This window comes from Sorangium sp. So ce281 (assembly GCF_051527395.1).
In the GTDB taxonomy this organism is placed as follows: domain Bacteria; phylum Myxococcota_A; class Polyangia; order Polyangiales; family Polyangiaceae; genus Sorangium; species Sorangium cellulosum_B.
In genome coordinates this window covers 11,055,482-11,078,287 of record NZ_CP150322.1, presented here as the reverse complement: position 1 = coordinate 11,078,287, position 22,806 = coordinate 11,055,482, and the positions used below count along the sequence as shown (strand labels likewise).

15 protein-coding genes are annotated in these 22,806 nt (G+C 66.1%); 7 read left to right on the top strand and 8 right to left on the bottom strand.

What is annotated here, in order from left to right; translation table 11 throughout:
* The first annotated feature begins 118 nt into the window (after positions 1-118).
* Positions 119-565, top strand: coding sequence for a DUF6922 domain-containing protein (locus WMF27_RS42520; RefSeq protein WP_437944559.1), 447 nt, complete (start codon positions 119-121; stop codon positions 563-565).
* Here WMF27_RS42520 and WMF27_RS42515 read toward each other — a convergent pair.
* From WMF27_RS42515 to WMF27_RS42495, 5 genes are all read right to left on the bottom strand, one after another.
* Complete coding sequence (locus WMF27_RS42515; protein ID WP_437943526.1) at positions 540-3,044, bottom strand: DUF5916 domain-containing protein; 2,505 nt, start codon at positions 3,042-3,044, stop codon at positions 540-542. The genes WMF27_RS42520 and WMF27_RS42515 overlap by 26 nt on opposite strands.
* A gap of 171 nt (positions 3,045-3,215) precedes the next feature.
* On the bottom strand, positions 3,216-4,577 hold the full coding sequence (locus tag WMF27_RS42510; protein WP_437943525.1) for a hypothetical protein: 1,362 nt from the start codon (positions 4,575-4,577) through the stop codon (positions 3,216-3,218).
* Positions 4,578-4,726: 149 nt separating this feature from the next.
* A complete protein-coding gene (locus tag WMF27_RS42505; RefSeq protein WP_437943524.1) occupies positions 4,727-5,641 on the bottom strand; it encodes an aKG-HExxH-type peptide beta-hydroxylase in 915 nt (304 codons plus the stop codon).
* A 70-nt stretch (positions 5,642-5,711) separates the two neighbouring features.
* Entirely contained in the window at positions 5,712-5,861 is a 150-nt protein-coding gene (locus tag WMF27_RS42500; RefSeq protein ID WP_437943523.1) for a hypothetical protein, read from the bottom strand.
* Positions 5,862-6,669: 808 nt separating this feature from the next.
* Positions 6,670-8,274, bottom strand: coding sequence for a sigma 54-interacting transcriptional regulator (locus tag WMF27_RS42495; protein ID WP_437943522.1), 1,605 nt, complete (start codon positions 8,272-8,274; stop codon positions 6,670-6,672).
* A gap of 553 nt (positions 8,275-8,827) precedes the next feature.
* Between WMF27_RS42495 and WMF27_RS42490 the strand changes: the two genes are divergently transcribed.
* Both WMF27_RS42490 and WMF27_RS42485 read left to right on the top strand, forming a co-directional pair.
* Positions 8,828-11,404, top strand: a complete 2,577-nt coding sequence (locus tag WMF27_RS42490) for a diguanylate cyclase (RefSeq protein ID WP_437943521.1) — start codon at positions 8,828-8,830, stop codon at positions 11,402-11,404.
* 78 nt (positions 11,405-11,482) lie between these two features.
* Positions 11,483-11,842 (top strand): hypothetical protein, encoded by a 360-nt coding sequence (locus tag WMF27_RS42485; RefSeq protein ID WP_437763188.1) that lies wholly within the window; start codon positions 11,483-11,485, stop codon positions 11,840-11,842.
* 191 nt (positions 11,843-12,033) lie between these two features.
* On the opposite strand, the gene WMF27_RS42480 is transcribed toward WMF27_RS42485, so the two are convergent.
* Positions 12,034-12,591 carry a dihydrofolate reductase family protein gene (locus WMF27_RS42480; RefSeq protein ID WP_437943520.1) on the bottom strand — a complete coding sequence of 186 codons (558 nt, stop codon included), beginning with the start codon at positions 12,589-12,591 and terminating at the stop codon, positions 12,034-12,036.
* A 413-nt stretch (positions 12,592-13,004) separates the two neighbouring features.
* Here WMF27_RS42480 and WMF27_RS42475 point away from each other — a divergent pair, with 413 nt between their 5' ends.
* Both WMF27_RS42475 and WMF27_RS42470 read left to right on the top strand, forming a co-directional pair.
* On the top strand, positions 13,005-13,592 hold the full coding sequence (locus tag WMF27_RS42475; RefSeq protein ID WP_437943519.1) for a transposase: 588 nt from the start codon (positions 13,005-13,007) through the stop codon (positions 13,590-13,592).
* Between the two features lie 145 nt (positions 13,593-13,737).
* Positions 13,738-14,658 (top strand): hypothetical protein, encoded by a 921-nt coding sequence (locus tag WMF27_RS42470; protein ID WP_437943518.1) that lies wholly within the window; start codon positions 13,738-13,740, stop codon positions 14,656-14,658.
* Positions 14,659-14,945: 287 nt separating this feature from the next.
* On the opposite strand, the gene WMF27_RS42465 is transcribed toward WMF27_RS42470, so the two are convergent.
* Positions 14,946-15,137 carry a hypothetical protein gene (locus WMF27_RS42465; protein ID WP_437944569.1) on the bottom strand — a complete coding sequence of 64 codons (192 nt, stop codon included), beginning with the start codon at positions 15,135-15,137 and terminating at the stop codon, positions 14,946-14,948.
* Between the two features lie 150 nt (positions 15,138-15,287).
* Between WMF27_RS42465 and WMF27_RS42460 the strand changes: the two genes are divergently transcribed.
* Both WMF27_RS42460 and WMF27_RS42455 read left to right on the top strand, forming a co-directional pair.
* Positions 15,288-16,418 (top strand): tectonin domain-containing protein, encoded by a 1,131-nt coding sequence (locus tag WMF27_RS42460; protein ID WP_437943517.1) that lies wholly within the window; start codon positions 15,288-15,290, stop codon positions 16,416-16,418.
* Positions 16,419-16,846: 428 nt separating this feature from the next.
* Entirely contained in the window at positions 16,847-18,187 is a 1,341-nt protein-coding gene (locus tag WMF27_RS42455) for a hypothetical protein (protein WP_437943516.1), read from the top strand.
* Positions 18,188-18,291: 104 nt separating this feature from the next.
* Here the strand turns inward: WMF27_RS42455 and WMF27_RS42450 are convergent, their stop codons facing one another.
* On the bottom strand, positions 18,292-22,527 hold the full coding sequence (locus tag WMF27_RS42450) for a hypothetical protein (RefSeq protein WP_437943515.1): 4,236 nt from the start codon (positions 22,525-22,527) through the stop codon (positions 18,292-18,294).
* Positions 22,528-22,806 lie beyond the last annotated feature (279 nt).

The window sequence follows — 22,806 nt, the reverse complement described above, 5'->3', positions numbered from 1 at the left end:
AGGATCTCGCAGGGCGGGAGATCTGGCGACCGTTGGCGTGAACACGTCGCAACCATGGTAAGGTGCCAGTACCGCGCTCCCGACGTCCGAGCCCAAGCCCGCTCCCCGCGGGGAAACACTGCCGACCAGAGGCCGCGCGCGCCGCTCGCGGAACGACAAGCTGCCCGAGCTGCTCCGGCCGTTCTTCTGGGAGTACGATTTCGACGAGCTGACGTGGCAAGCCGACCGCGCGATGATCATCGAACGGCTCCTCAGTCGCGGCTCCTGGTCCGCGTGGCGGTGGCTCAGGGACGAGCTGGGAGACGGCTCGCTACGCGACTTTCTGGCACTCCTAAACGTTTCGTGGGTGCACGGGCGTTCGCACCGTGCACCCACGAAACGTTTAGGAGTGCCCTGTTTCAGGACCGCCCGTGCCCGCGCCGAGTCGTGGGCCGACGCCACCCCGCGCCCAGCATCGTCGACCCCGGCGAGAGCCGCAAGGAGCCGTGCCCATGGCGATGGCCGGGCGCTTACGCCGGTGCCGGGGGCGGCGCCGGCAATCAGCGCCACGAGTGCGATATCTTGAGCAGGAGCGCGTCCGAGGCCGCTCTCGGCGCGAGCAGCGGCAGGCGCAGCGTAGCGGGCTCACCGGATGGCGGTGTTCTATCCCCGTTCTGGTCGTGCGTGTAAACGAGGAAGAACGTCGACCCCAGGCTGTATTCCCAGCGAAGCACCAGGTTGGCAATGAGCGTAGCGGACTCGTGATCCGGGTTCGCTTCGGCCGACGCTGGAGCAGGGCCTAGATCGCGCAGGCGGATGCGGGGCGGCGGACCTGAGCGAACCGCGGGAAACGTGGTATAATTACCGTACGCCTCTGATACGATGAACGCTTGTGCATAGGCCTCGAAGCTTAGCCGCGGCGTGAGGGTGTAGGCTCCTCGCAGGGTGAGCCCCAGGCTCTGCGCCCGAAGTTCGCCGAACAGATGGGCGCCGCGCTCGGTCGCAAAGTAGCGCTGCTCCCCGGAGGTGTAGAACGCGGTAGGCGAGAACGAGAACTCGAGCTGCGGCAGAGGCAGGAATGTCACGGCCGCCTCTGCGTTCCAGCTCATGCCATCCTCGAGGACATCGACCCACGAGGACAGCTCGCCCCGAACGGGCTTCCGGGGGTCGGTCGAGACGGCCGCGGACACACTGCAGAAGCCGCCGCGCTGGAGGGCGGTCCCGTCACCGACCTCGCGGTCGTCGAACCGGGGCGCGCTGTATGTGACATTGAGGAAGAGCTCCCAAAAGTTCTTCAGCGTCCACGTTGACTCCACGAAAGCTCCCCGTTGGAGATTCAAGAATTCGAGCGTCTCGTGATCGAAGAAGCTTACCTCCGTGTTCGTGTTCAGGGTCGTCCACCAAGGTGTCAGCGAGCGATATCGAAGCGTCGCGACGCCAATCTGATGGTTCTGGCGTTGCATGTAGCCGAGATCATTATAGTCGACCCTGCGGCCCCGGCTCTCGTACTTGACTTCCCAGAGCCAATTTCCCCCCTTTTTGGCGACAAGCACGCGACCCGCGGGAGAGACGTCTCCCGACGCAATGACCGTGCCGTCCGGCATGGTGCGCGGCGGGCCCTCGTGAATCACCGATGCACCGACCTGCCCGGATGCCACGTAGTCACCCGAGGGTGACCGCCAGGTCGCGTCGGCGCCGCCGACATACGCATCGTGGAAGCAGCGCTGTCCGGCCCGTACCTCCTCCCCGCCGGGGCAGCGCTGGAGCCCAGGCGAGCCCCCGTCTGAGGGCGCGCGCGGATAGCTGCCCGTCGACTCCGCCCGGTGGGTGGACATCGCGATCCCGCCGACCTGCCATCCAGCGCCAAGATCGCTCGCGAGCCGAAGCACCGTGAACCCGGTGAGCGGCTCGGCCACGCGGTGCGCGAGGCTGCCGTCAGCGCGTCGAACCGCGATTGTCTCCTGGTCCGTGATCGCGACGAGCTGTCCGAGCGAGAAGTGCCTGCCGATGTTGCCGACAAGCTTCGCAGCGCCCAGGATGGTCGCGGGTGCCGGGGTCTGCGCGAGCTCTTCATGGTGGGGCGCCTCATCGGTCAAGGCTGGCTCGGCGGGAATGCGACCTATGCGACGCGTATAAAACAGGTTAAGCGGTGTATTGAAGGTATCGGCGCCCTCGACGAAGAAGAGGCGCTTCTCGGTGCGCAACGTCTCGAATGAGTCCAGGTTGAGCACGGCGGGGTCTGCCTCGATATGGCCAAAATCGGGATTCAGCGTAACGTTCCACGTGAGCTGCGGGGTCACGCGCCACCGCAGATCGAAGCCCGCGGAGGCGTCCGGGACCACGCTGCCCGTGGTGGCGTCCCGGCGCAGTCGCGCGATCGCGAACGGCAAGAAGTCGAGGCTTTCCCGATGATGCAACCTCGACATCCCCTCGAGCCGACCGTAACGCGATACCTCCCCGGCGCGGGCCGCCGGGGCAAATGCCCATTCGTCGAGCTCCCGGCGCGCCGACAGGTAGCGCCGCACCTGAAGACCCCAGCGCTGCACCCGGTCCGACTCGTACCGCAACGCCTGCAGCGGGATACGGAGCTCCGCCGACCACCCGCCACGCGTGATTGCGGTGCGCGCCTCCCAGAGCCCATCCCAGTCTGATGAGAAATCAGTGTCGTTGGCGTACACTCCGTCCGAGAGGACCCCCGCGGCGTTGACGGTGAACTCGAACGCAGTCCTGCCATCCATCCGCGTATCGAGCCCGACCGTGACTGAATCGGACTCCACCTGCCGGTCACGCCGCGCGAGGCGCGCGACCACCGGCGCGCTCTCCTGCGCGCAGGCGATGCCGACGTACACCGCATCATCGTCGTACAGGACGCGCACCGTGGTGCGTTCGGTCGGTTTCTGGCCCTCGAAAGGGCGCTTCTGAGTGAAGCTATCGGTCGACGGCGCGTTCTGCCATTCAGTCTCAACGAGCCGACCATCGATGATCGGCGGAGTTGCGGCTCGTGCAGCGGTCAGGGTGGGTAGCGAGCCAGATTGGAGCGTAAGCAATGCGGGGAGCACAATCATGAGCGTTCACGCAGCAGTTTGGAAGAGCGCCTGGATTGTAATCGAATATTCGTCCGCCCGTTCTGGATAGAGGAGCGTCGGGGCCTTCGCGTTCTCGGGCAGCGGACCGACCGCGAATGCGGACCGGCGGGCGAGCGTCGAAGCGCGAAGATACAGAGATCCCCGCTGCCCTCAGGCACTCCCCCCGTGTCGGACCTCCACGACGAGCTTTGTCTTGGCGATGTGATCGAGGAGATCGGACACGCGAGCGCGGTTGTCATCGTCCAGGTTCGCGTCCCATTCGTCCAGGAGCAGCATGCTCACGTCGGTTTCGGCAGCTTCCTCCACCTCCGCGAGCGTCTTCTGACCAGTGGAGAGGCCGCCCGACGACGTCTGGTGGAACACCAGGGAATGACTCGCCGGAATCAAGAGACTCGACCGCGTCCCGCGCAGAAGGTAGAGAATCGAAGACTTCCCCGCACCGTTCTGGCCGCGTAGCGTCACCCGTGCGGCTGGGAGCTCGGCCACGTAAGACACCAGGCTGTCAGCGCTCGAGAAGCGCCTGACAGTCCCCTCATGATGAACGTCGATGGCTTCGGCCCGGACTCGCTTGGCGAAATCCTGTGCGGGCACCTCGAGCGACGCGAACAGCGTGAGAAGACGCTGCGTGACGTCCTGGTAGGCGGCAGCATGGGATACGATGACATGAAGATGTTGAATCGTCTGTACCTGGCGTGGCAGCGTCGCGACCAGGACGGCCATCGCGCCGACGTCGGAGCTGAGCCGCCAGGCATCGAACGCTAGGAATCCGAGGATCGGGGCCAGGCCGGCCACCATCGCCCCAGACGACACCGTCTGCTGGACCAGCGAGGCTTTTTCCGCTGCGCGCCGCGCGCCGCGGACGCTCTCGTGGTAGCGCCGCTCCCACAAAGATAAGTTATAAGCGTTGCCGATGATGATGCTGTCCCAGCCGGCGAAGAGCTCTGACTGCAGCGCCATGCTCTGCTGTTGCGATGCCTCTGACGACCGGAGGATGGCGCCGGCCCGGAGCCGGACAACGAGGAGCACGAAGAGCGCGCTCACGGCATAGGCGAACAAGAGGTCCGTCGACGTCACGAGTGCAAGCGCTATCACGGAGAGGAATGTATTCAGCAGAACCGCGACAAGATCATACCCATAGTCGAGGGTGAGTCGGAGCACCGTAAAGCTCTCCGCCGCGAACACCTGTATCTGCCGATGCTCCTCGGCTGGCGCCCCGCGGCCTCTGGCGAAATGGGACTGGCGGAACCTCGTCGTGAAGCTGTCGAGCGCATCGATCTTGGCGCCCTCGAGGAGCACCTGGCTGGCGGAGGCGGGGAGGTAGACGAGGACGAGCGCCATCACGAACGCAAGAGCCGCAGCGACATCAATCCGTCCGTTCGCCACCGTCGCCGCGAGGTGCGCGATGAAGAACGTCGATGACGCGACAATGAGCTGCTGCACCACGAGCAACAGCAGCGAGAACCGAAACCGCCCGCCGGAACAAGCCTGCATGAATCTACGGAAGGGCCGCATCACTGCCACCTGTAGGTGTGAGCGCCGATGTCGATGCCTGCTTGAACACAGCGGGCCGGACACTGGCTGGAGCAGGGTAGCATACCAACCCGCCGAAGGGAACCTTCGTGCCAGCCAGAGCCTGAGCTCGCGTCCACGACGGCTCGTCGCTAGGCTGCCGCCATGGGCTGCGGCGAGGTTTGCGGCGCAAGCACCTGGGTGGCCGCACCTCGATCGCGCGCGAGCTGAGCGAGGTTGTCGCGGCAGGCCTCCATGAGATAATGACCTCGCTTGGTCAGCAGTGCGGTCACGTTTGGCGAGGCGTAGATGGAGTCGAGAGCGGCCAGCGTACATTCCACCATCCTCTCCGTGGGAGGATGGACCTTTGGAGAGGACGGCTCTCCCAGGAAGTTGCGGCGCGCGTGGATCAGCTCGACTGCAACGATAATGCTGTGAAAGACCTTGTCGAGTGGGCGCTGAGTCGCGAGGATGGCCGAGCGGGCGTAGTTCTGCGGTTGAGCGATGAGCTTGTAGTCTGCGAAGTGAAGATGGCGGAGCTCGTCGAGGAAGACGAGATTATGCGTCAGCTCGTGGATCAAGAGCTCTTCAAAGTCCTGACGCGACCAGTCGTCGCGGCAATTGACCCAGATGACGCCGACAGCATTGGACGTCGATCCCCCGCCGGCGCCGGAGGATTTTCTGAGAAAGATGCTGTGAATCACAAGCTCGAAGAGCGCGGAGAGCTCCGGGTGATGAGTCTTCATGGCGCCGATGGCGGCCTCGAGCGCGGTCTCGGCTCGCTGCCGCGCCTTTACCGAGTAGGGGCTCCCGAGCATGGAAGACTGATCCCGATCATCAAGGACCGCAGTCGTCTGGTAGCTCTTGACCAGCGCTTCCTCACGCGAGTTTTCGGACACGAGGATCTTGCTGAACGGGATGTGCGGGACGTCTGGCTGACAGTTGTCCAGGAAGCGGCCCAAGGCGACCTTCAGCTGCCACAGGTCCTTGAGATCGCCGCCGTGGTACGGGCGGGCAAGCGTCGCGATGGTCTTGATGATGTCGCGGAATCCGACAAGGTGAAGCATGTGTGGTACCTTTTGTGTTGTATTAATGGGCGGAAACAGCCCTCCGGAGAGGGCTGTTTCCGCCACGAGATCAGATGTCGTCAGACGAGGCCAGGTCGTCGTACGCGATCATGCGGAGCCTCGCGCTCCCGATCTCGTTGGCCATGGCGGAGACGCTGGCGCGCGCATCCTGGACGTCCTCGTCGGAAACCGCTGCGATGACCTCTTCGATGTTCGGCATGACATTCACCCTTCGTAATTGCTTCCGTAATTGGAAGGTGTTGTTACCATGTGCAGTATCGATCGTGTTGTCAACCGCATATTGTGCCGGAATCTCGCTGATTGATTCGGTCGAAGTCGTCGTAGCTCTGCGCTCTGAGAGTCTGCGCTCTGAGAGCAGGATTTGAGCTCGATTTGATTGCTATTGATGTCGAGGGCGCCGCAGGCTGTGGAGTGAAAGTGGCCCCTTCGATGCATGGATGAATTGTTGCACTAGCGTCGCTTTTTCCGGCGGCGGCAGGTGGCGTAGAAGTATGTTCTCTCAACCCGGGGGCAGGCCCTGCCGTTTGGGCTTGACGGTTCCGAAACGTTTGAATTTTCGTAACCGTTCACGGGCCGGATCGACAAACGCGATAATTTCGTACACTTGCAAGGCTGAGCGGACTCATGAGAACAACGAACAACTTGATCGTAAATACCAGGAATCGCTCAGGAATGCGATCCGACCCGTGAACGGTTACCTGTCATCCTTCATTACAATAATTCTCCTCATCTAGGCCGATGCGCAGGAACATCATCGACGTGCCGCGGACCGCCGCTCTCGCTCGAGGCGGAGCTCGCGGCAGTGGCTCGCGCACACCGTGCACGAGGGCCAGCGGACGCGAGCGCGCCCCACGCTCATCTCAAAGCAGCCGACGTGCCATGTCGATGTGGCCCGGGATTCCAGCGATCCAGCGCGGCGGAGCGCCGCCCGCGCTTCGCCTTCGGTGGCTCCGAACAGTTTGCGAACCGTCCGCGAACCGTCCGGCCCCGCGCTCAGGCTGGCGGCGTCACCGCGTGCGCCGTTGTCCTGTGACGAGGAGTTCCCGTATGCGCAGCTTCAGTCCTCGCTTCGATACCCTGAGGCGCGCCGACATGGCCTCGAGATCGCCGGCGCACGCGTCGTGGCAGCGCATCAGCTCGTCCTCCGGGATGTCCGCCGCCTTGCGGACGTGAGGGCTTCGCTCGATGAGACGGTAGAGAGCGGAGCGCGAGACGCCGAGCGCCGCCGCCGCGGGTCCGATCGACCAGTGGCTCTGCCGAAGCGCCCTGAGCAAGGCGTCCTCGTCGACCTCACCGTGCATTTGGTGGTTTGCTAGATTGGCCGTCGAGGCGTCCGCATCTCGCCTCTCGGCCAGGCGCGATGCATCCGACGGTGGCCGCGTCGTCTGATGCGCCTGCGCCAGCATTCGCTCCAGACTCTCATCGACGACGATGGTGTCGGCGCCTCGGCTGGAGATCACCAGCTGCCGCGCGACGTTCCGGAGCTCTCGCACATTGCCGGGCCAGCTGTGCTGGATCAGCCGCACCATGAGGGCTCGCGGAAACCACGGCAGCGCGCCGTCCGAAGGCAGCTCCAGCCGGCCCAGATCTCCGACGCGCGCGAGCTCCTCGCGCAGAAAATGGACCAGCAGGCGGGGAATGTCCTCGCGGCTCTGGCGGAGCGGAGGAATGGTGATGGTGTAGCCCTGTAGCCGATGGAGCAGCGGCGCGCGAAACCTGCCTTGAGCGACGGCTTGCTCCAGGTCGACGTCGGTCGCCGCGATGACCCTGACATCCACAGCGCGCAGCTCGGTGTCGCCGAGCGGCAGGATCGTGCCGGTCTCGAGCGCCCGGAGCAGCATCGCCTGGACATCCATCGACATGTCGCCGATCTCATCGAGGAAGAGCGTCCCACCGTGCGCGCGCTCGAACAGGCCGGCGTGGCGCTGATGAGCGCCTGTGAAGGCCCCTTTCGCGTACCCGAACAGCTCCGCGGCCGCGGTGGTCGGGGCAAGCGCGGCCATGTTCACCGCGAGCCAGGGGCGACCAGCCCGCGGGCTCGCCAGGTGGATGGCCTGCGCGACGCGCTCCTTGCCAGCACCGGTCTCCCCCCGAAGAAGGACGGAGACTTGCAGATCGGCGACGCGCGCGATCGATCGGAGGACCACCTCGAGGGCGCCGCTGTCGCCAACGAGCCCGTATCTCGGCGCCGGGGGCGCGGCGGTCACCATATGGACGAGGATCACGATCCTCCTGGAGAGCTCCAACAGCAGCCCTGCGTGCAGGGCCTCCGGAGGAAACCGGTGGGTCTCGTCGATGAGCTGTCCATCGACAGACAGCTGTCCCCGTCCCGCGGGCGTGATGGTCAGCGACTCGTCTGCGCCCCACGTCACGAGGTGAGGTTTCCGGCTCACGTGAGGGTCGCAGAGCGGCGCGCACTCGTGGCTGCGCGGCTGCGCGAACTCGGGCTCGAGGCGGGAAAGGGGCACCGCGTCCCCAGGGATGGCCACCCTGGTTGCCCGCGCGCCGACCCGGCGCAGGTCCGGGTGGTAGAGCAACGTGAAGCGCAGGCCATGGGCCACCCCGGATGCGCGACGCTCCGGCCCCGTGTCGACGCCATTCAGCGTTTTCACCTGATGCCATGAGTCCCCCGAGGAGCGTTCCACCGCGGTGGGCGGCTCGCCTCGCGCTCCCTGGGTCATCCCTGTCGAAAGAGCAGACGCCTGAGCGACAGCCTCGAAACTGTCACCGCCCCTGATCTCGGTGCTGCGCTGACGCTGAGACACGATGCGTTACTCTATCGCTGATCTCGTGGCGTTCGTCCAGCAATTAGTTGGCCACCGCACAGTTGGCACGCTCCTGCGCCGTGCCGCCCAAAGGCCGACCAGCCCCAGTCGATCTCGCGCTCCGCTCGTACCAACCGTCCACGGTCCCGTGGGGCAGCTCAGTCGCCCCTGCAAGGTCGTTCACGGTGCCCGATGGCGATCGTCGAGCCGCGCGCGTGTCGACGAGGATCGTCGCCCCGCCCCCGCGTACCCGAGCCAGGGCCCCCTCAACTCTCCTCCCTCCACGACTCCAGGTCACACGCTCACCCCCTCTCTCGCCCCTTTCCCCCATCGCGCAGCCGCCTCCGCCGGCAGAGAACTGGGCCCCGGCGATCGACCTCTGGTACCGGCATCCGAGCCGATGGCCAACCTGGTGCTCGCCGTGCTCACCGCCCGCCGTACCGCGCGCAACGCGGCGCCGCTCGCCTGCGCGCTGGCCCTCGGGGCGCTCGTGGTCCTCGACGCGGCCGCGCCGCTCCCGCCGCTCGCGGCCGCGACCGCGCTGGTCGTGCTGCTCGTGGCGCTCGTCCAGCGGGCGCGGCGGCGCGCCGCCGCCATCGAGGCGAGCGCCCTGCTCGACCTCGAGGTCGGCGCCCTGCTCCTCGTCGCCACGTTCGGCGCGGTGCTCCGCCTCGACGGCTCGCTCGACGGCGACGCCCAGGCCGCCCTCTACGTCGTCATCGCCCTCGTGAGCGCGTTCGCCCGCCCAGGGGCGTCGCTCCTCGTCGCGATCGCCGCCGCCGCCCTCGAGATCGCCGTCCGCTCGGCCGCGGCCCGGCGCGGCGCGCTGCCCTTGCTCGACGCCGCGCGCGCCGCCGCGCCGCACATCGGCTTCATGGCGGTCTTCTCGCTGCTGAACGCCACCATCCTCCGCGCGGAGCTCGGCCGCGTCAGGAAGGCCTCCCACACCCGCCTCCAGGCCGAGATCGAGCGGCTCCGCGACGACGCGCGCAGCTACCGCCTGCTCTCGGCCCCGGCCCAGGCGCGCGGCGCGGGCGCGTGCCAGAAGGGCGACGACGAGCGGCTCGCCCGCTCCGGCGTCGAGGAGATCCACCAGTCGGTGCTCTTCGCCCTGCGCCTCCTGCGCGAGTCGCTCGACCTCTACACCGCCGTGCTCCTCTGGCAGAACGACGCCGGCACGCACCTGCGCATCAGCGAGCTCGCGAGCGACGCGCCGAACCTCTCCGAGGGCCCGTTCCTCTCCGGCGACGGCGTCTTCGGCGCGGCGATCACCCAGCGCGCGCCGGTCGTCCTCGGGGGCCTCAAGCCCGGCTACAAGCTGCCCTACTACGTCGGCCCCTCCCCGGTGCGCGCCGTGTGCGCGCTGCCGGTGTTCGAGCACGGCCAGCTCCGCGGCGTGCTCGTCGTCGATCGCGTCGAGGAGCGGCCGTTCTCGCCGCGCGAGCTCGAGCTCATCGACGAGGCGTGCCGCTACGCCGTGCGGGCCATCCAGAACGAGCGCGTCTTCGTCCAGCTCGAGCGCGCGAAGATCGAGCAGGGCAAGCTCTACCGCGCCGCCGAGGGGCTCGGCGCCGCCACGACCGAGGCCGGCGTCATCGAGGCCGGCGTCACGAGCGCCCGCGAGATCACGTCCGTCGATTTCGCGGCCGTCACGCTGTACGACGAGGCGCAGAAGGTCCACGAGATCCGCGCCGTCAGCGGCGACGGTGGCGCCGAGCTCACCGGGCAGCGCTTCCGCCACAACGCGGGGCTCGTCTCGATGGTGCTGCAGAACCGGCACCCGCTGCCGTACCGCGGCGAGTACGACGAGAAGCGGCAGGTCGTCTTCACCCGCCGCGTCACGCCGCCGTCGATGCCGTCGATCATCGTGCTCCCGCTCGTCGTGCACGACCGGCCGCTCGGCACGCTGGTGCTCGGCTCGCGGCGGCGCGCGGCCTTCACCGACTCGGTGCGCAGCACGCTCGAGGTCCTCGCCAGCCACATGGCCGTGTCGCTCTCGAACGCGCGCATGGTGCGGCGCCTCGAGGAGCTCGCGACGATGGACGGGCTCACCGGGCTGCTCAACAAGCGCGCGATGCTCGAGGTGGCGGACCAGAAGATCACCGCGGCGCGGCGGTTCTCGCGGCGGCTCTCGGTGCTCGTCACGGACATCGACCACTTCAAGAAGGTGAACGACACGTACGGCCACGACGTGGGCGACGTGATCATCAAGGGGCTCGGCGACGTCCTCCGGCGCGCGAAGCGGACGACCGACGCGGTCGCGCGCTTCGGCGGGGAGGAGTTCGTCGTGATCTGCGAGGAGACGGACGCGCGCGGCGCGATGCTGCTCGCGGAGCGCGTGCGCGAGGAGCTCGGCCGGACGACGTTCCACGCGGCCGGGAGCAACGGGCCGGTGCAGTGCCAGGTGACCTGCTCGATCGGGATCGCCACCTACCCCGAGGCGGGCAGCACGTGGGAGGAGCTCTTCAAGGCCGCGGACGAGTCGCTCTACGTGTCGAAGCGGTCGGGCCGGAACCGCTCCACGGCGTGGTCGCCGGCGGTGCGCTCGAACAGCGCGCATCCGCCCGCGGCGGAGGCGGGCGCTCCGGCGAAGCAGGCGGCGGAGGCGGCCGCCACGGCGAGGCACGCGGCGGAGGCGGCCGCTTCGGCCACGGCGAGGCACGCGGCAGAGGCGGCGGCCACGGCGAGGCACGCGGCGCCCGCGACGGCGCGGCCTGGGGCGACGGCCGCGGCGGCCAGGGCTGCGGCGGCGAAGCCCGCGGCAGGGGCGCCCGCGCCGCAGCGCAGGCCGGCTGTGACGGGCGGCGCAGGCGGCGCCCCGGCGGCCCCGGGACAGGACGGCCCGCTGTCCGGCGGGAAGCGCGCCGCGGCCGCCGCGCAGGCGCCGGGGAAGGCGCCCGGCGAGGCCGAGCCTCGGAGCAAGCCGAGGCGCCCGCCGGACGTCGATCCCACGAGCAAGCCGAAGACGGCCGCCTGAGGTCTGCGCGCCGCTTGCGGCGCAGGCGCGGCGGGAACATAAGCCTCCTCGGCGAAGGCAAGAAGCCAAGGAGGCGCGATGAGCTCGGACCCCGATCGAGACGACCCCAGGGAGGATCTCAAGCAGGGGCTGAGCCTGCTCTGGCGCGCGGCGCGCAAGACGGCCGTGGACCTGCGCAAGGACCTCGACAGCACGAACGTCGGCAAGGCGATCGACGACGCCGGGCGCGAGCTCGTCCGGGCCGCGACGAACGTGGTCGGCCGGATCGGCGCCGAGCTGAGCAAGGGCCCGGCGCAGGCGCCCCCGCGGGACGAGCGCCCCGAGGGCCGCGGGGAGGCCGAGGGGCCCGAGACGCGGCCCGCCGGGCCCACGCCGGAAGACCCGGGGTTCCGCATCGCGGTCGACGACCCGGAGGACAAGGACACGAAGCCCCGCTAGCTGCGTCGGTCAGGGATCCCGCCAGAAACTCGCCAATCCGTTCGCCGGCGGCCCGCCGATCCTGTACGCCGCGCTCGCCGGCCGCGCCATCCGCGGCGCGATCACCCCGAACATCGCCGCGGTGCTGCGCGGCGAGAAGGCCCCCGACGACGCGCTGGCCCGCGCGCTGGGCGCGATGGGGCTCCTCTGCGTCAGCGCGCGCGCCGGTAGTGCATCGCCACCGCGCCGCAGCGGAGGGACTTGGCCGAGACCAGCTCGAGCCGCCGCGCGGCGGGCAGCCCGCTCTGGTACAGGGTCGGGCCGTGGCCGGCGAGCTTGGGGTGAACGAGGAACTTGTACTCGTCGATGAGATCCAGCCGATCCAGCTCGGTCGCGAGCTTGCCGCTGCCGAGGAGCACGCCGGCCGCGGTCGCGTCCTTGAGCTTCTGCACGCCCATGCGCAGATCGCCGGCGATGTGGTGGCTGTTGGTCCACGGGAAGTCCTTGCGCGTGGACGACACCACGTACTTCGGCTTGGTCTCCAGCTTGGCCGCCCACTCGCGCATCGCCGGAGGCGCCTCCTCGTCGCCGCGGGCGACCGCCGGCCAGTAGCTCTCCATCATCTCGTAGGTGACGCGCCCCCACAGCATCGCGCCGCTCTCGTCCATGAGGCGGGTGAAGAAGGCGCGTGTCTCGTCGTCGGCGATCCCCTCCTGGTGGTCGACGCAGCCGTCCAGGGTGACGTTGATGGCGAAGGTGAGCAGTCCCATGCGGCGAGTCTCCTTCGGAACGAGGCATCGGTCAATGTTCCGGTATTGCAATGCGCACCGCGAGGCTCTCGGCTTTGTCATCCCGCAAGACTCTCGAGTCCCTGTAGTCGCAAAGCACAGGCCCAATGAGACGTTCTGGCAAGATGTACAGCTGCAGGGATCCCTGAGTCCCCCCTACGATAAATGGGACGTTTCCGGGCGTTGGTCTGGCCCGGGAGGCGCGTCGCGAGACGCTATGCGGCGTCACCGGGCGCCTTGCGGCGCACAACGGTGCTCTTCCAGTATGGCGGCCCTCGGTTGGGAGAGCGTGGCTTGCGCGCCTCCGGACGACGCGCAGCCCTCTGTGCCAACGTCGGGTGAGACAAGCTACCCCTGGAAATCTGTGATGAGAGCGCGGAGAATGGACCTGACCCGTGCCGAAGCCTTCCCATCTCCGAGCGGTCGATCCTACCCCCGCCCCAGCGGCGCAGGGCGCTGCTGCTCGCCCGAGTGGCGCCGCCGTCGAGAGCGTGCCGAAGCCGGGCAAGAGGCGGAAGTTCTCCGCGGCGGAGAAGCTGCGCATCGTTCGCGAGGCGGCCGCGTGCACCCAGCGCGGGGACATCGAGGCGTTGCTGCGCCGCGAGGGCATCTACAGCTCCCTCCTGGCGGCGTGGCGCAAGCAGCTCGCCCTCCACGGCAGCGAGGCTCTCGCGGAGCGTAAGCCCGGCCGCAAGCCGAAGCAGGACGCGAAGGACCGGCGCATCGCCGAGCTCGAGGAGCGCTCGGCGGCTCGAGGAGAAGCTCGCGTTCGCCGAGAAGCTCATCGACCTCCAAAAGAAAGTCTCTGCCATTCTGGGCGTCAATCTCACGACCGGCGGAGAGCGCTGATGGACGTCATCGAGGAGCTCGATGACCCGCACATCCCCATCGCGCAGGCGTGTGCCGCGCTCGGCGTCAGCCGCGCCACGCTCTACCGGCAGACCCGGCCCGCGTCGCCTCCCGCGCCGCCCCGGCCCGCTTGATGTCGGTGGGATAGAATTGATGGCGTTCCGGACATGTGCAAATTGATCGGTGCGCAGCGAGCTTTGCACATGGAGAACTTGTCATATCGATTGGTCGGTGACTTTTAGGGCACTGTGCAAACAAATAGAAACAATACGATCAGCCATGGAAGAAAAAAGTTTCTGGCAACGCAATCAATCCGACAAGGCACAGAATCAGATAGCGCGCGAAGCGAAGAAGTTTGGCCTTGATAAAAAGGCGCTGAATATCGCATACAACGCGTGTAAAGATCTGGATGCTTTTGATCCGGCGTTGACGGATTATCTGGAGCCGCCGGAAGAAGATCTTGCTTATGCTATAGAGAAAAAAGCGCTGTTGCGTTTGCCGCTCAATAACCACGATCAAACTATTTCCATGTTACGCGACAAGGTTAGACAGATGGATCGTGTCAGCCTTGTGAATTCATTTGTCGCCAGTTTGAGTGCCGGCAGACCCGATTGGCGCTCGCCGCTTTCTTCTTATGCCTATCATTTGCATCACCCCGCGCATGATGCGCAAGAAAAGGCATTGGGCCACACAGGGAATTACGAATGCCAGATTTGCGGCTTTCTGCGAAATCCAAACAATGGACACGCAGGAGTCATCGAATATATACTAATTCGCTTTCGCGGCGGCGGCATTCACCATCCCTCGCCAGGCTATGCACTGGCAGATTTGATCTGGTCTCAGGAAGGCGAGAAAGTCAAACCAAGCGAAGCGGATTGGAAAATTTTATTGAAGATCTTCTCGGTCATCAGGGCATTGCCTGAGACGGATCAATTGAAAGAATTGAATGAGAGCCTGTCAGGCCTTGTTAAAGGAAATAAGTCTGATCGCCAGGGCATACTTGAAACGCTGGGTTATTGCGGCATTCTAACCGCGCGCAGCAGGCCGATTGTTTGCAACACCTGGTTTCGTCCACATGAAGATCTTCCTCCACATTTTTATAAGAAAGAATGGCGTTACCCGACTTGCTGGTGGACAGGTGAAGAAGGATTGAACGAGGAAGCAATTGCGTTCTGGTTTCCGGAATTGAGTCTAATGTGACAACTTTTTTCTCGGAAAGAAGAAATGAAGCTTGCGCGTAGGTGAAAGAAGCCGGATCGCAGCGCGAGGCAGTGTGGCGCAGCAAACCTAAGAGGTCGTCGTCGCGGGCCTCGACGACGCACGTTCCGTCGGCACCATGCGCATACACGAAGCGGGCGTCGATGTACCCGTCGGCCTCACGGTCGAGTCGGATCTCGCGTCGCCGGCCCTGCGGATCGTGGTCGATCAACCGCCGGTCGCGCCGCACGCCCGCGTGGTTGACCTCGATGAAGGTGATCCGCCCGGCGTCATCGCAGCCGCAGGTGTGATCCGTCGGGCAGACCCCGGCGGGGCACGGGCCGCCGCGGAAGCCCGATGCCATGCTCGCGCTGTTCGAGGCCGTCAGGGATCGAACCGGGGTCGAACCCCGTTCCTTCGAGCGGTGCAGCCGTCGCGGCGGAGGCGGCGATGAGCGTCCGTTCGTTGAACAGGCGCTTCAAGGAGCAGACGGGGACAACCCCGCTGTAATGGCTGCTGCGGGCTCGACACCGCGCACCAGGGCAATATGCCGTTCGTGCGGCGCTATGAATGTGCTCCTATGAGCCATCACGGCCCGCCGCGGGAGCGCGGGCTCGATCAGGGAGACGTCCATGAACGCGAAATCATTCGTCCGTAGTGCGCTCGCCGGTGCGTGTCTCATGTCCAGCGCCGTCGCGACGGCGCAGGACCTCCAGTTCTTCGGCACCGGCGGCACCGGGCTCGACATCGGCCACGGCGGCGGCAAGGTCTGGGCGGTCGGCATCACCGGCAAGGTCTACCGTTTCGACACCCCGCCCGGCGCGTGGACCGAGATCGGCGGCATCACCACCGGAATGCGCATCGACGTCGATAGCGGCGGCAACCCGTGGGTCGTGACGAGGGACCAGAAGCTCTTCACCTGGAACGGCGGCTGGTATCAGGTGTACGGCGACATCCGCGATGTCGGGCGCAGCGCCGTCGGCGACCACATGTGGGCGATCGGCGGCGGCGGCGACGGCCGCGGCAACTTCAACATCTACCGGTGGGAAGGGCAGGCGGGCTGGGTGCAGAAGCCCGGCGTGGCCGCGCGCATCGACGTCGATCCCGATGGCGTGCCGTGGGTCGTGAACGCGTACAACGCGATCTACCGCTGGAACGGGGCCGACTGGAACCAGATCCCGGGCGGCGCGACGGACATCGGCATCGGCGCGGAGCGCTCCGTCTGGGTCGTGGGCAACGACGGCACGCTCTTCTGGTGGAACAGCCGGGACTGGGATCGGCGAGGCGGCCGGCTCGCGCAGGTGAGCGTCGACGAGGGCGGCAATCCGTGGGGCGTCGATCCGGCGGGCAGCCTGCTTCGCGGCAAGCGCGCGGACGTGAGGCTCGTCCACGCGTACGATGGCGCAGAGCTCTACGCGGAGGACTACTTCCAAAACGGATCGCGATGGAGAGCGGTCTTCGTCGATTACGGGAGGGGCCGCCCCGCCGCACGCTGGATCTTCGGCGGCGACGGATCGCTGCGCAACGCCGCCGCGAACAAGTGCATCCACCTGAAGGGGGAGGGGGTGAGCGGCTGGACCTGGCTGCTCGATTGCAATGGCGCGCCCGAGTCCCTCGGCTGGTTCTGGAGCGCCTCGGACCGCACGATTCGCAAAAGCTCGCATCCGGCCGGCTGCGTGTACAGGAACGCCTCGAGCAGCTTCGAGTTCGCCCTCACGTGCGAGCGCGAGATGCGCTACGCGATCACCATCGACGTGAGATAGGCGTGAGTCGTTGCAGGCGTGGGGGCCGTCGCCTCTGGCGAGCGCGACGGCGCGATCACAGAGGAGATCCTTCAAGGCCCAGCCTGGTGCGGTCGCGCACGCTTCTTCTACGACGGAGACGCCCTCCGCTGCCGGCTGCTCGGCGCGGCGCGGCGCGCGAGGTCACGCGGGTGGCGTAGCCGCCGCGCGCTCGGCGCGGGCATTTGTGACGCGGCCGAGCACCCCGGCAGCCTCGGCCGTGGGATGGGCCGACCACCAGGGCCACGAGCGGGACCGCTCACCAGCGCGATGGACAGCAACCAGCCTGCACGATCGAGCAGTAACCATCGTGAGCGTCGACATTTGATGCGTGGCGGCGTGCCGCGTATCCTAGGAGAAAGCCCTCGCTCACCTTTCTGCAACGAGTTTCTGCAACAAGCCGACCAACCGTGACCCAGCTCGACCTCCGGTGGTGCGTCCGCACCGAACAAGCACCCTGCACGGCCTTCGTCAAGAAGGTCGACCCTTCGCTGCCCGCCGCGGCCGTCGAGGCGCTCGAACGATTGGATATGCATGCTCGCAGCGCGAACGCCTTCTTCGCAGGCGTTGGCTTCGGAGACGCCGCTCGGCATGCGGACATTCTGCTCATTGCGAACCTTGCCGAAGCGAACGCGCGCAGCATCACGTCCGCCGATGAATGGGGAGGTTGCAATGAGGTGCTTCGTGATTCGTCGCTCTGCGACGGGCGAGGAGCCATTCTGTTCGGCGTGCGCGGCTCGCAGCTTTGCGCCGATCCGGACGTGGTGACGCACGAGCTGGCACACGTCTGGATGCATCCGATGCTGGGCGAAAGCCGCTGGACCCTCGACGCCGCAGGCAGCTCGGACGACCCTGCGATCATCAAAGAAGCCCTCGCCGATTTCTACGCGGCCGTCAAAAGCGGCGATCCGGTCTGGGGAAAGCGTTCGGCATTTCCAACGGAGGCCGCTCGATCTCTTCGTGTAAAGGTTGTTTTCCCGGAAGCCCGCACCGGCGCCGCCCATAACGATTCATTGGCGCTCTCGAGCGCATTGTGGGGTGTGTACACGGAGGGAAAGGACCGTTTCGTCGAGGGTCTCACGCGCTACCTCGTCCACACGGCGTCGCCTCCGAAAGCGCTTGGTCCTTGGGCTCGCGGGCTGGTCGTGGAGCTGCAATCGATGGACCCGGCGCTTGCCGCGATGTGGCAGCGCGCAGCGGAGGAGCATGGGCTCTTGCTGGAGGAGCGGGTGCTCGAGCTCAACTTTGGGGCCATGACGCGCGCCCATGCCGATGGGTTTTTGGTTCCCGGGCGGCGTGATGTGCCGGACGCGCCGCTGCCGCGGTCGGTCCTGCAATTCCGTGGGCAATCGCCGGCAGCAGGAAAGGCGATCCTTTCGCTCCGCGTCGCCGCGGGCGCCGAGCGCGACCTGGAGGCCGTCGTTCGGGCCGGAGAGCTGGTCGACGAGGCAACGGCGCTCGGGGCACGGCCAGCATTCACGCGTGCGGGTGGTCGATTCGAGGCGTCGTTGGAGCTGCCGCAGGAGCGTTATTACGTGCAAATCACCAATCGGGGGGAGGCCGCGGCATTATTTGATGATCTGGCCATTCGCCTGGTGGAATCGGCGCCTACATCGACGCCGCCCGACGGTGGGTCGCCCTCGAACGCGATGGTTGTCGGCGTGGGCCTCGTGGCGGCAGGTGCATTGGCGTTTGCGGTGCTGAGGTCGCGCTTCGAGAAGCGCGCGGCCGCCGTGAGCTCGCGGCGATGAGGTGTTGGCACAGGCATGTCCAGCGCTTCGACTCGACCGCTGGCGGATGTTCCCGAACCAGGAACGCCTGTTCAGGGGGAGCGTCGGAGGGGGATGGGGCAGCGTCAGGGGAGCGCGAGGCCGCAGAACAGGCCGCCTGCATTGCGGCCGCAGATGTCGGAGCTGCCGTCGCCATTGATGTCGGGGAAGCGGATCGTCGACCAGCGCGATGCGTTCGCGTTCCAGGCGTTCGAGTCGGTGTAGTTCAGGTCCCAGTCGCTTATGCCAGTGAATGCCGTTCCCGAGGACACCGCGCAGAGCACCTGATTCGCTCCCCGGCCGCACACGTCGGCTTTGCCGTCGCCATTGATGTCCGGGAAGCGGATTGTCGCCCAGTAATAGGGCTGCGAGCTCCAGTTGCCGGCGTCCGCATAGGCATTGACCCAGATGGATGACGCGCCAAATGCGGTGCCCGTGGAGAGCGCGCAGCGAATCCCAGACTCTTCGCGCCCGCAGACGTCGGCGCTGCCATCGCCGTTGAGGTCGGGGAACTGGATTGTCCCATAATACTCGGGACCGTGGCTCCAGCCGTTGCTGTTGCTGAAATCGGTCGTCCACCAGCTCGTCGCGGCAAACGCAGCGCCTGTCGATAGGCCACAGATGATTCCGTCACCGCCGCGCCCGCAGACGTCCGCCTTGCCGTCGCCGTTGAGGTCGGGGAAGCGGATGGTCTTCCAGTGTATGTCCGAGGTCCACCCCGCCGCGTCGCTGTAATCGTCCGACCAGAAAGACGACGCGCCAAATTCGGTGCCCGTGGAGAGCGCGCAGCGCATCCCAAGCTCATGGCGCCCACAGATGTCAGCCTTGCCATCGCCGTTGAGGTCGGGGAACTGGATTGTCCCATAATACTCGGGACCGTGGCTCCAGCCGTTGCTGTTGCTGAAATCGGTCGTCCACCAGCTCGTCGCGGCAAACGCAGCGCCTGTCGATAGGCCACAGATGATTCCGTCACCGCCGCGCCCGCAAACGTCCGCCTTGCCGTCGCCGTTGAGGTCGGGGAAGCGGATGGTCTTCCAATGTGCGTCTGGGGTCCAACCCGGGTCGGTGTAATCGTTTGACCAGTGGGAGAGCGCGTCAAATGCGGTGCCCGTGGAAAGCGCGCAGTGAATCCCGTCCACGTCGCGCCCGCAGACGTCGTCGCGGTTGTCGCCGTTCACGTCGGCGTATTGAATGGACCCATAACGGGCCTCGCTGGCGCCCCACCCTTCGGCGTCGCTCAGGCTGCTACTCCAGTATTGGGCGTCTTTGAACGACGTGGCGGGGGTGACGAGCGCATACACGAGCTGGAGCGGCGGGACGACCTCGATCGGGTTGCCGCCTGTGACCGTATTCCAGCCGCAATGGCCGCCGCCTGTGAGGTGCACCGTGCGCCCACCTGCACCATACGTGGTATTGCCGCTCGGCATGAAGCCAGCCACGGTAAACTGGTCGGGGGCGACGACGAAGGGGACCCCTGTGAGATCGACGTTTCCGACGCCGGAGCTGCTCCCCTGGGCCAAGCAGTCGACAGCGGACCCATAGGGTACGGAAGTGAGGATTGCATCGCCGTGGTCCAAACTGCCGGTCGATGTGGAGAACGTCAGGTCGTTGGGATCCACCTGGAGCGTCGCCGGATCGATCCGCACCTTCGTGAAGCTCGTCCGCACGTCGGTCCCGGGAGAAGCCCCCCCGGCGGTATATTGCGAATAGTTCGCGTTCGTCGTGTTGACGAGCGAGAGGTAGGTCCTGGGCGTGCCCGCCATGTCATGGCAATATGCCGTCCAGGGCTTTTGAGGATCGCCGCCGACGTAGAGCGTGTAATCGCCGTCGGCGGCCGCCGGATCCGCTGCTCGGCGCTCCGCACAGCTCGAGAGCCACTGGTTCTCGCAGATGCCCGCAATGCAACTTCCATCGGCGCAATCAGCGTCCTGAAAGCACCTCTGACCCTGTGCGCAGCCGATGAAGCAGGCGGCACCGCAATCGATGTCCGACTCGCCAGGCGAGAGCTTCAGGTCCTTGCACGTCTCATCGACGCATCGATAGCCGTTGCTGGCGCCGGTCGCGCACTCCGCGTCAATGTTGCAATACGCGCCCAGCGCGCAGGCGTTGCAGCTGCCGCCGCAATCGGCCCCGCATTCACCGTTGTTCTTCGTGTTGTCCTCGCAGGGATCGGCCACGCAGAATCCAAGGCTGGAGCCGCTTCCCGGCAACGCTTTGCAGAAGCCGCTCTTGCAATCGCTCGGCGTCAAGCACGCCCGCCCAAGGGGGCACTTGTCACAGAGCGCTCCGCCGCAATCCGTGGCGGTCTCGTCCCCGTCGATGATCCCATCCTGGCAATGATCCGTATTCGAGCACTTCCCGGCCGCGCAGAAGCCGACCGCGCAATCGCTGTTCTTCGAGCACCCTTTGCCTTCCGCACAGCCATTGCATTGACCGCCGCCGCAATCGGCGTCGGTTTCGAGGACGTCCTGCGCCGCGTTGGTGCACGTGGGCGTGCAGTAACCGAGCCCCAGTACGCTCCACTTGTCTTCATACAACGGAAATTCTTTTGTGAAGAGCTCGGGCGGATACCACGTCGCCCCAAGCGCGGTTCCGGATGTGCCAAGGAAGCTCGAGCCCGGGACCTGTCCGCGCGCTCCGACCTTGAGGCCGAGGCCGGCCGAAAGGCCGAGCTTCACTTCCCCTTCGGGCTTCCAGGTCGTCGCGGCGTTTTCGCAGGAAGTCCTATACGATGCTCGCCCGATGATCGACGCCCGGAGTCCCGCGTTCAATCCAATGGTGTCATAAATGAACGCATTGATGCGGGGAATGAGCCCGCACGTGGCGACAAGCGAGCCACCGGCGAGCACTTGAATGTTGAACCTGTTGCCTACTTTGACGTCCGGCTTCGAGCTCGTGACGGCTCCCTTCTCATAGCGTGCCGAGTATTTGAACGTCAGCGATTGCTCTGTTTCGAGCACCGCGGTGATGTTCGCCTGCGCTTGGAGGCCGCACTCGAGGTCGAGCTGGAACGTCTCGGTGAAGACCACCGGCACGGGGCCGGCCGCGACCGTTTGTGTCATTGGCTTGGAGATGAAGATCGTCTTCGTCCAAGCCGTGCCCGGCTTGAGATCCGGATGGCCCAGGAAGAATTCTTTGGTGTGCGTTTCGACTTCGGCCCGGGTCGTGGGCGCTTCCTTGAAGAGGTTTTCCAGGTCGACCCCCGACTTGCCTCCGGCCGACTCGAGGGTAGCCTTGAACGCGAGGTCGATCTTCTCCGATGCGCGCAAGTAACTGTCGGCGTTGATCCACAAGGCAAACGGCTTGTCCCCTCCGATGGAGCCCAGCCCCGGAACGGTGAAGCCGACCTGCACTTTCGGGTTGAAGGCCAGCGTGCCGGTGACGATTGCGTTGCCCTTGATGCCTAGCTCCAGCGGCAACTTGCCCGAGGGGTTGAAGGTTTTCTTGTAGTCGAGGTCGAGAAAGTCTTGTGAAACCGACTTGCTGATTTCCTTGTCCAGCGGAACGCTGCCGTCGAAGCTCTTCGCTGTCACGGTTTGCCAAACGGTGTTCGACGCGCTCGCGATGGCCTTCGCCGCTCCGCCAATGGCGCCCCCGACGGCGCTGACGCCCTTCTTCGCGGCTTTGGCGAGCCAACCGAAGGCCGGATCGCCAGGCATTGCCGGAGGCAGCGACATGCCGTCCTCACCGACGTCGCCTGCCTCGAGGGGGAAGCTGTCGGTGAGAACTCCGGGGCTTTCGCTGGAAAAGTCGACATTGGCGTACAGATTCTCGGCGGCCCACTCCAGGTCGAGCTTGGTCAAGTCGACTGCCTGAGCTTTGGCGGGATCGAACGTCATCTGCACGTCGCCCTCGAAGAGCTCTTGAAGGACGGGGATTTCCGTCGTGACGACGATGTTCGCTCCCTGCTCGGCGACGCTCACGACGCGCCGAGCAAAGCCCAAGGGGTTTTTCCCTGCGCCTGCACCCGGCCCCGCGACGACGATGCGCCCGGGCTTCCAGGTGAGAACTTCCGGGTGCGTCGCTCTGGGGAAGACGAGCTCGGTGGCCGTGACGGTTACGTCGTCCGTTTGCGCCTTCGTCGCGGGTTCGACACCCGGCCGTGGGGTCAGGTTGTTGTAATCGGGGTCGAGCGAGGGCTGCCAGTTGGCGGCGATGGCGTCGAGGGCTTCTGTCGTGTCGCCTCCTGAGATGTTCGTTCCCGCCGGCAGCGTTTCGTCGGGCGGGGGGCCGACGGGCGGGGGCGCCGTATCGCTGCAACTGGCAGCGATGATGACACCGAGGCACAAGAGGGGCAGTGCGACCGTGTGTCTGGTTCTCATTGGCTCCTGTTACGAGTGAAGAGGTGAAGGCCCAAGGGGTGGGCACCCGTGGGGGGCCGGCGCACGACAAGTCCCGTGCCTGTCGCAGTCAGGCAGGAGTCGGCGTGATTGCTGCTTTACCGCCCAAGAGCTCCAGGAGAGGCATTCGGGGTTGCTCATCGACGGAAAATTCCGAATGACGCAAGCCCACCCGTAACATCTCCCGCATACGTAACGCAACCCCCACAATGCGCGTGGCGCGCGACATGGGCAAATCTCGCGTGCAGATTCATCGCTGGG

What these genes read in the sequence shown, in the direction of transcription:
- WMF27_RS42515 (WP_437943526.1), bottom strand. Translation starts at nt 3,044, where the DNA reads ATGATTGTGCTCCCCGCATTGCTTACGCTCCAATCTGGCTCGCTACCC.
- WMF27_RS42510 (WP_437943525.1), bottom strand. Translation starts at nt 4,577, where the DNA reads ATGCGGCCCTTCCGTAGATTCATGCAGGCTTGTTCCGGCGGGCGGTTT.
- WMF27_RS42505 (WP_437943524.1), bottom strand. Translation starts at nt 5,641, where the DNA reads ATGCTTCACCTTGTCGGATTCCGCGACATCATCAAGACCATCGCGACG.
- WMF27_RS42500 (WP_437943523.1), bottom strand. Translation starts at nt 5,861, where the DNA reads ATGCCGAACATCGAAGAGGTCATCGCAGCGGTTTCCGACGAGGACGTC.
- WMF27_RS42490 (WP_437943521.1), top strand. Translation starts at nt 8,828, where the DNA reads ATGGCCAACCTGGTGCTCGCCGTGCTCACCGCCCGCCGTACCGCGCGC.
- WMF27_RS42485 (WP_437763188.1), top strand. Translation starts at nt 11,483, where the DNA reads ATGAGCTCGGACCCCGATCGAGACGACCCCAGGGAGGATCTCAAGCAG.
- WMF27_RS42480 (WP_437943520.1), bottom strand. Translation starts at nt 12,591, where the DNA reads ATGGGACTGCTCACCTTCGCCATCAACGTCACCCTGGACGGCTGCGTC.
- WMF27_RS42470 (WP_437943518.1), top strand. Translation starts at nt 13,738, where the DNA reads ATGGAAGAAAAAAGTTTCTGGCAACGCAATCAATCCGACAAGGCACAG.
- WMF27_RS42460 (WP_437943517.1), top strand. Translation starts at nt 15,288, where the DNA reads ATGAACGCGAAATCATTCGTCCGTAGTGCGCTCGCCGGTGCGTGTCTC.
- WMF27_RS42450 (WP_437943515.1), bottom strand. Translation starts at nt 22,527, where the DNA reads ATGAGAACCAGACACACGGTCGCACTGCCCCTCTTGTGCCTCGGTGTC.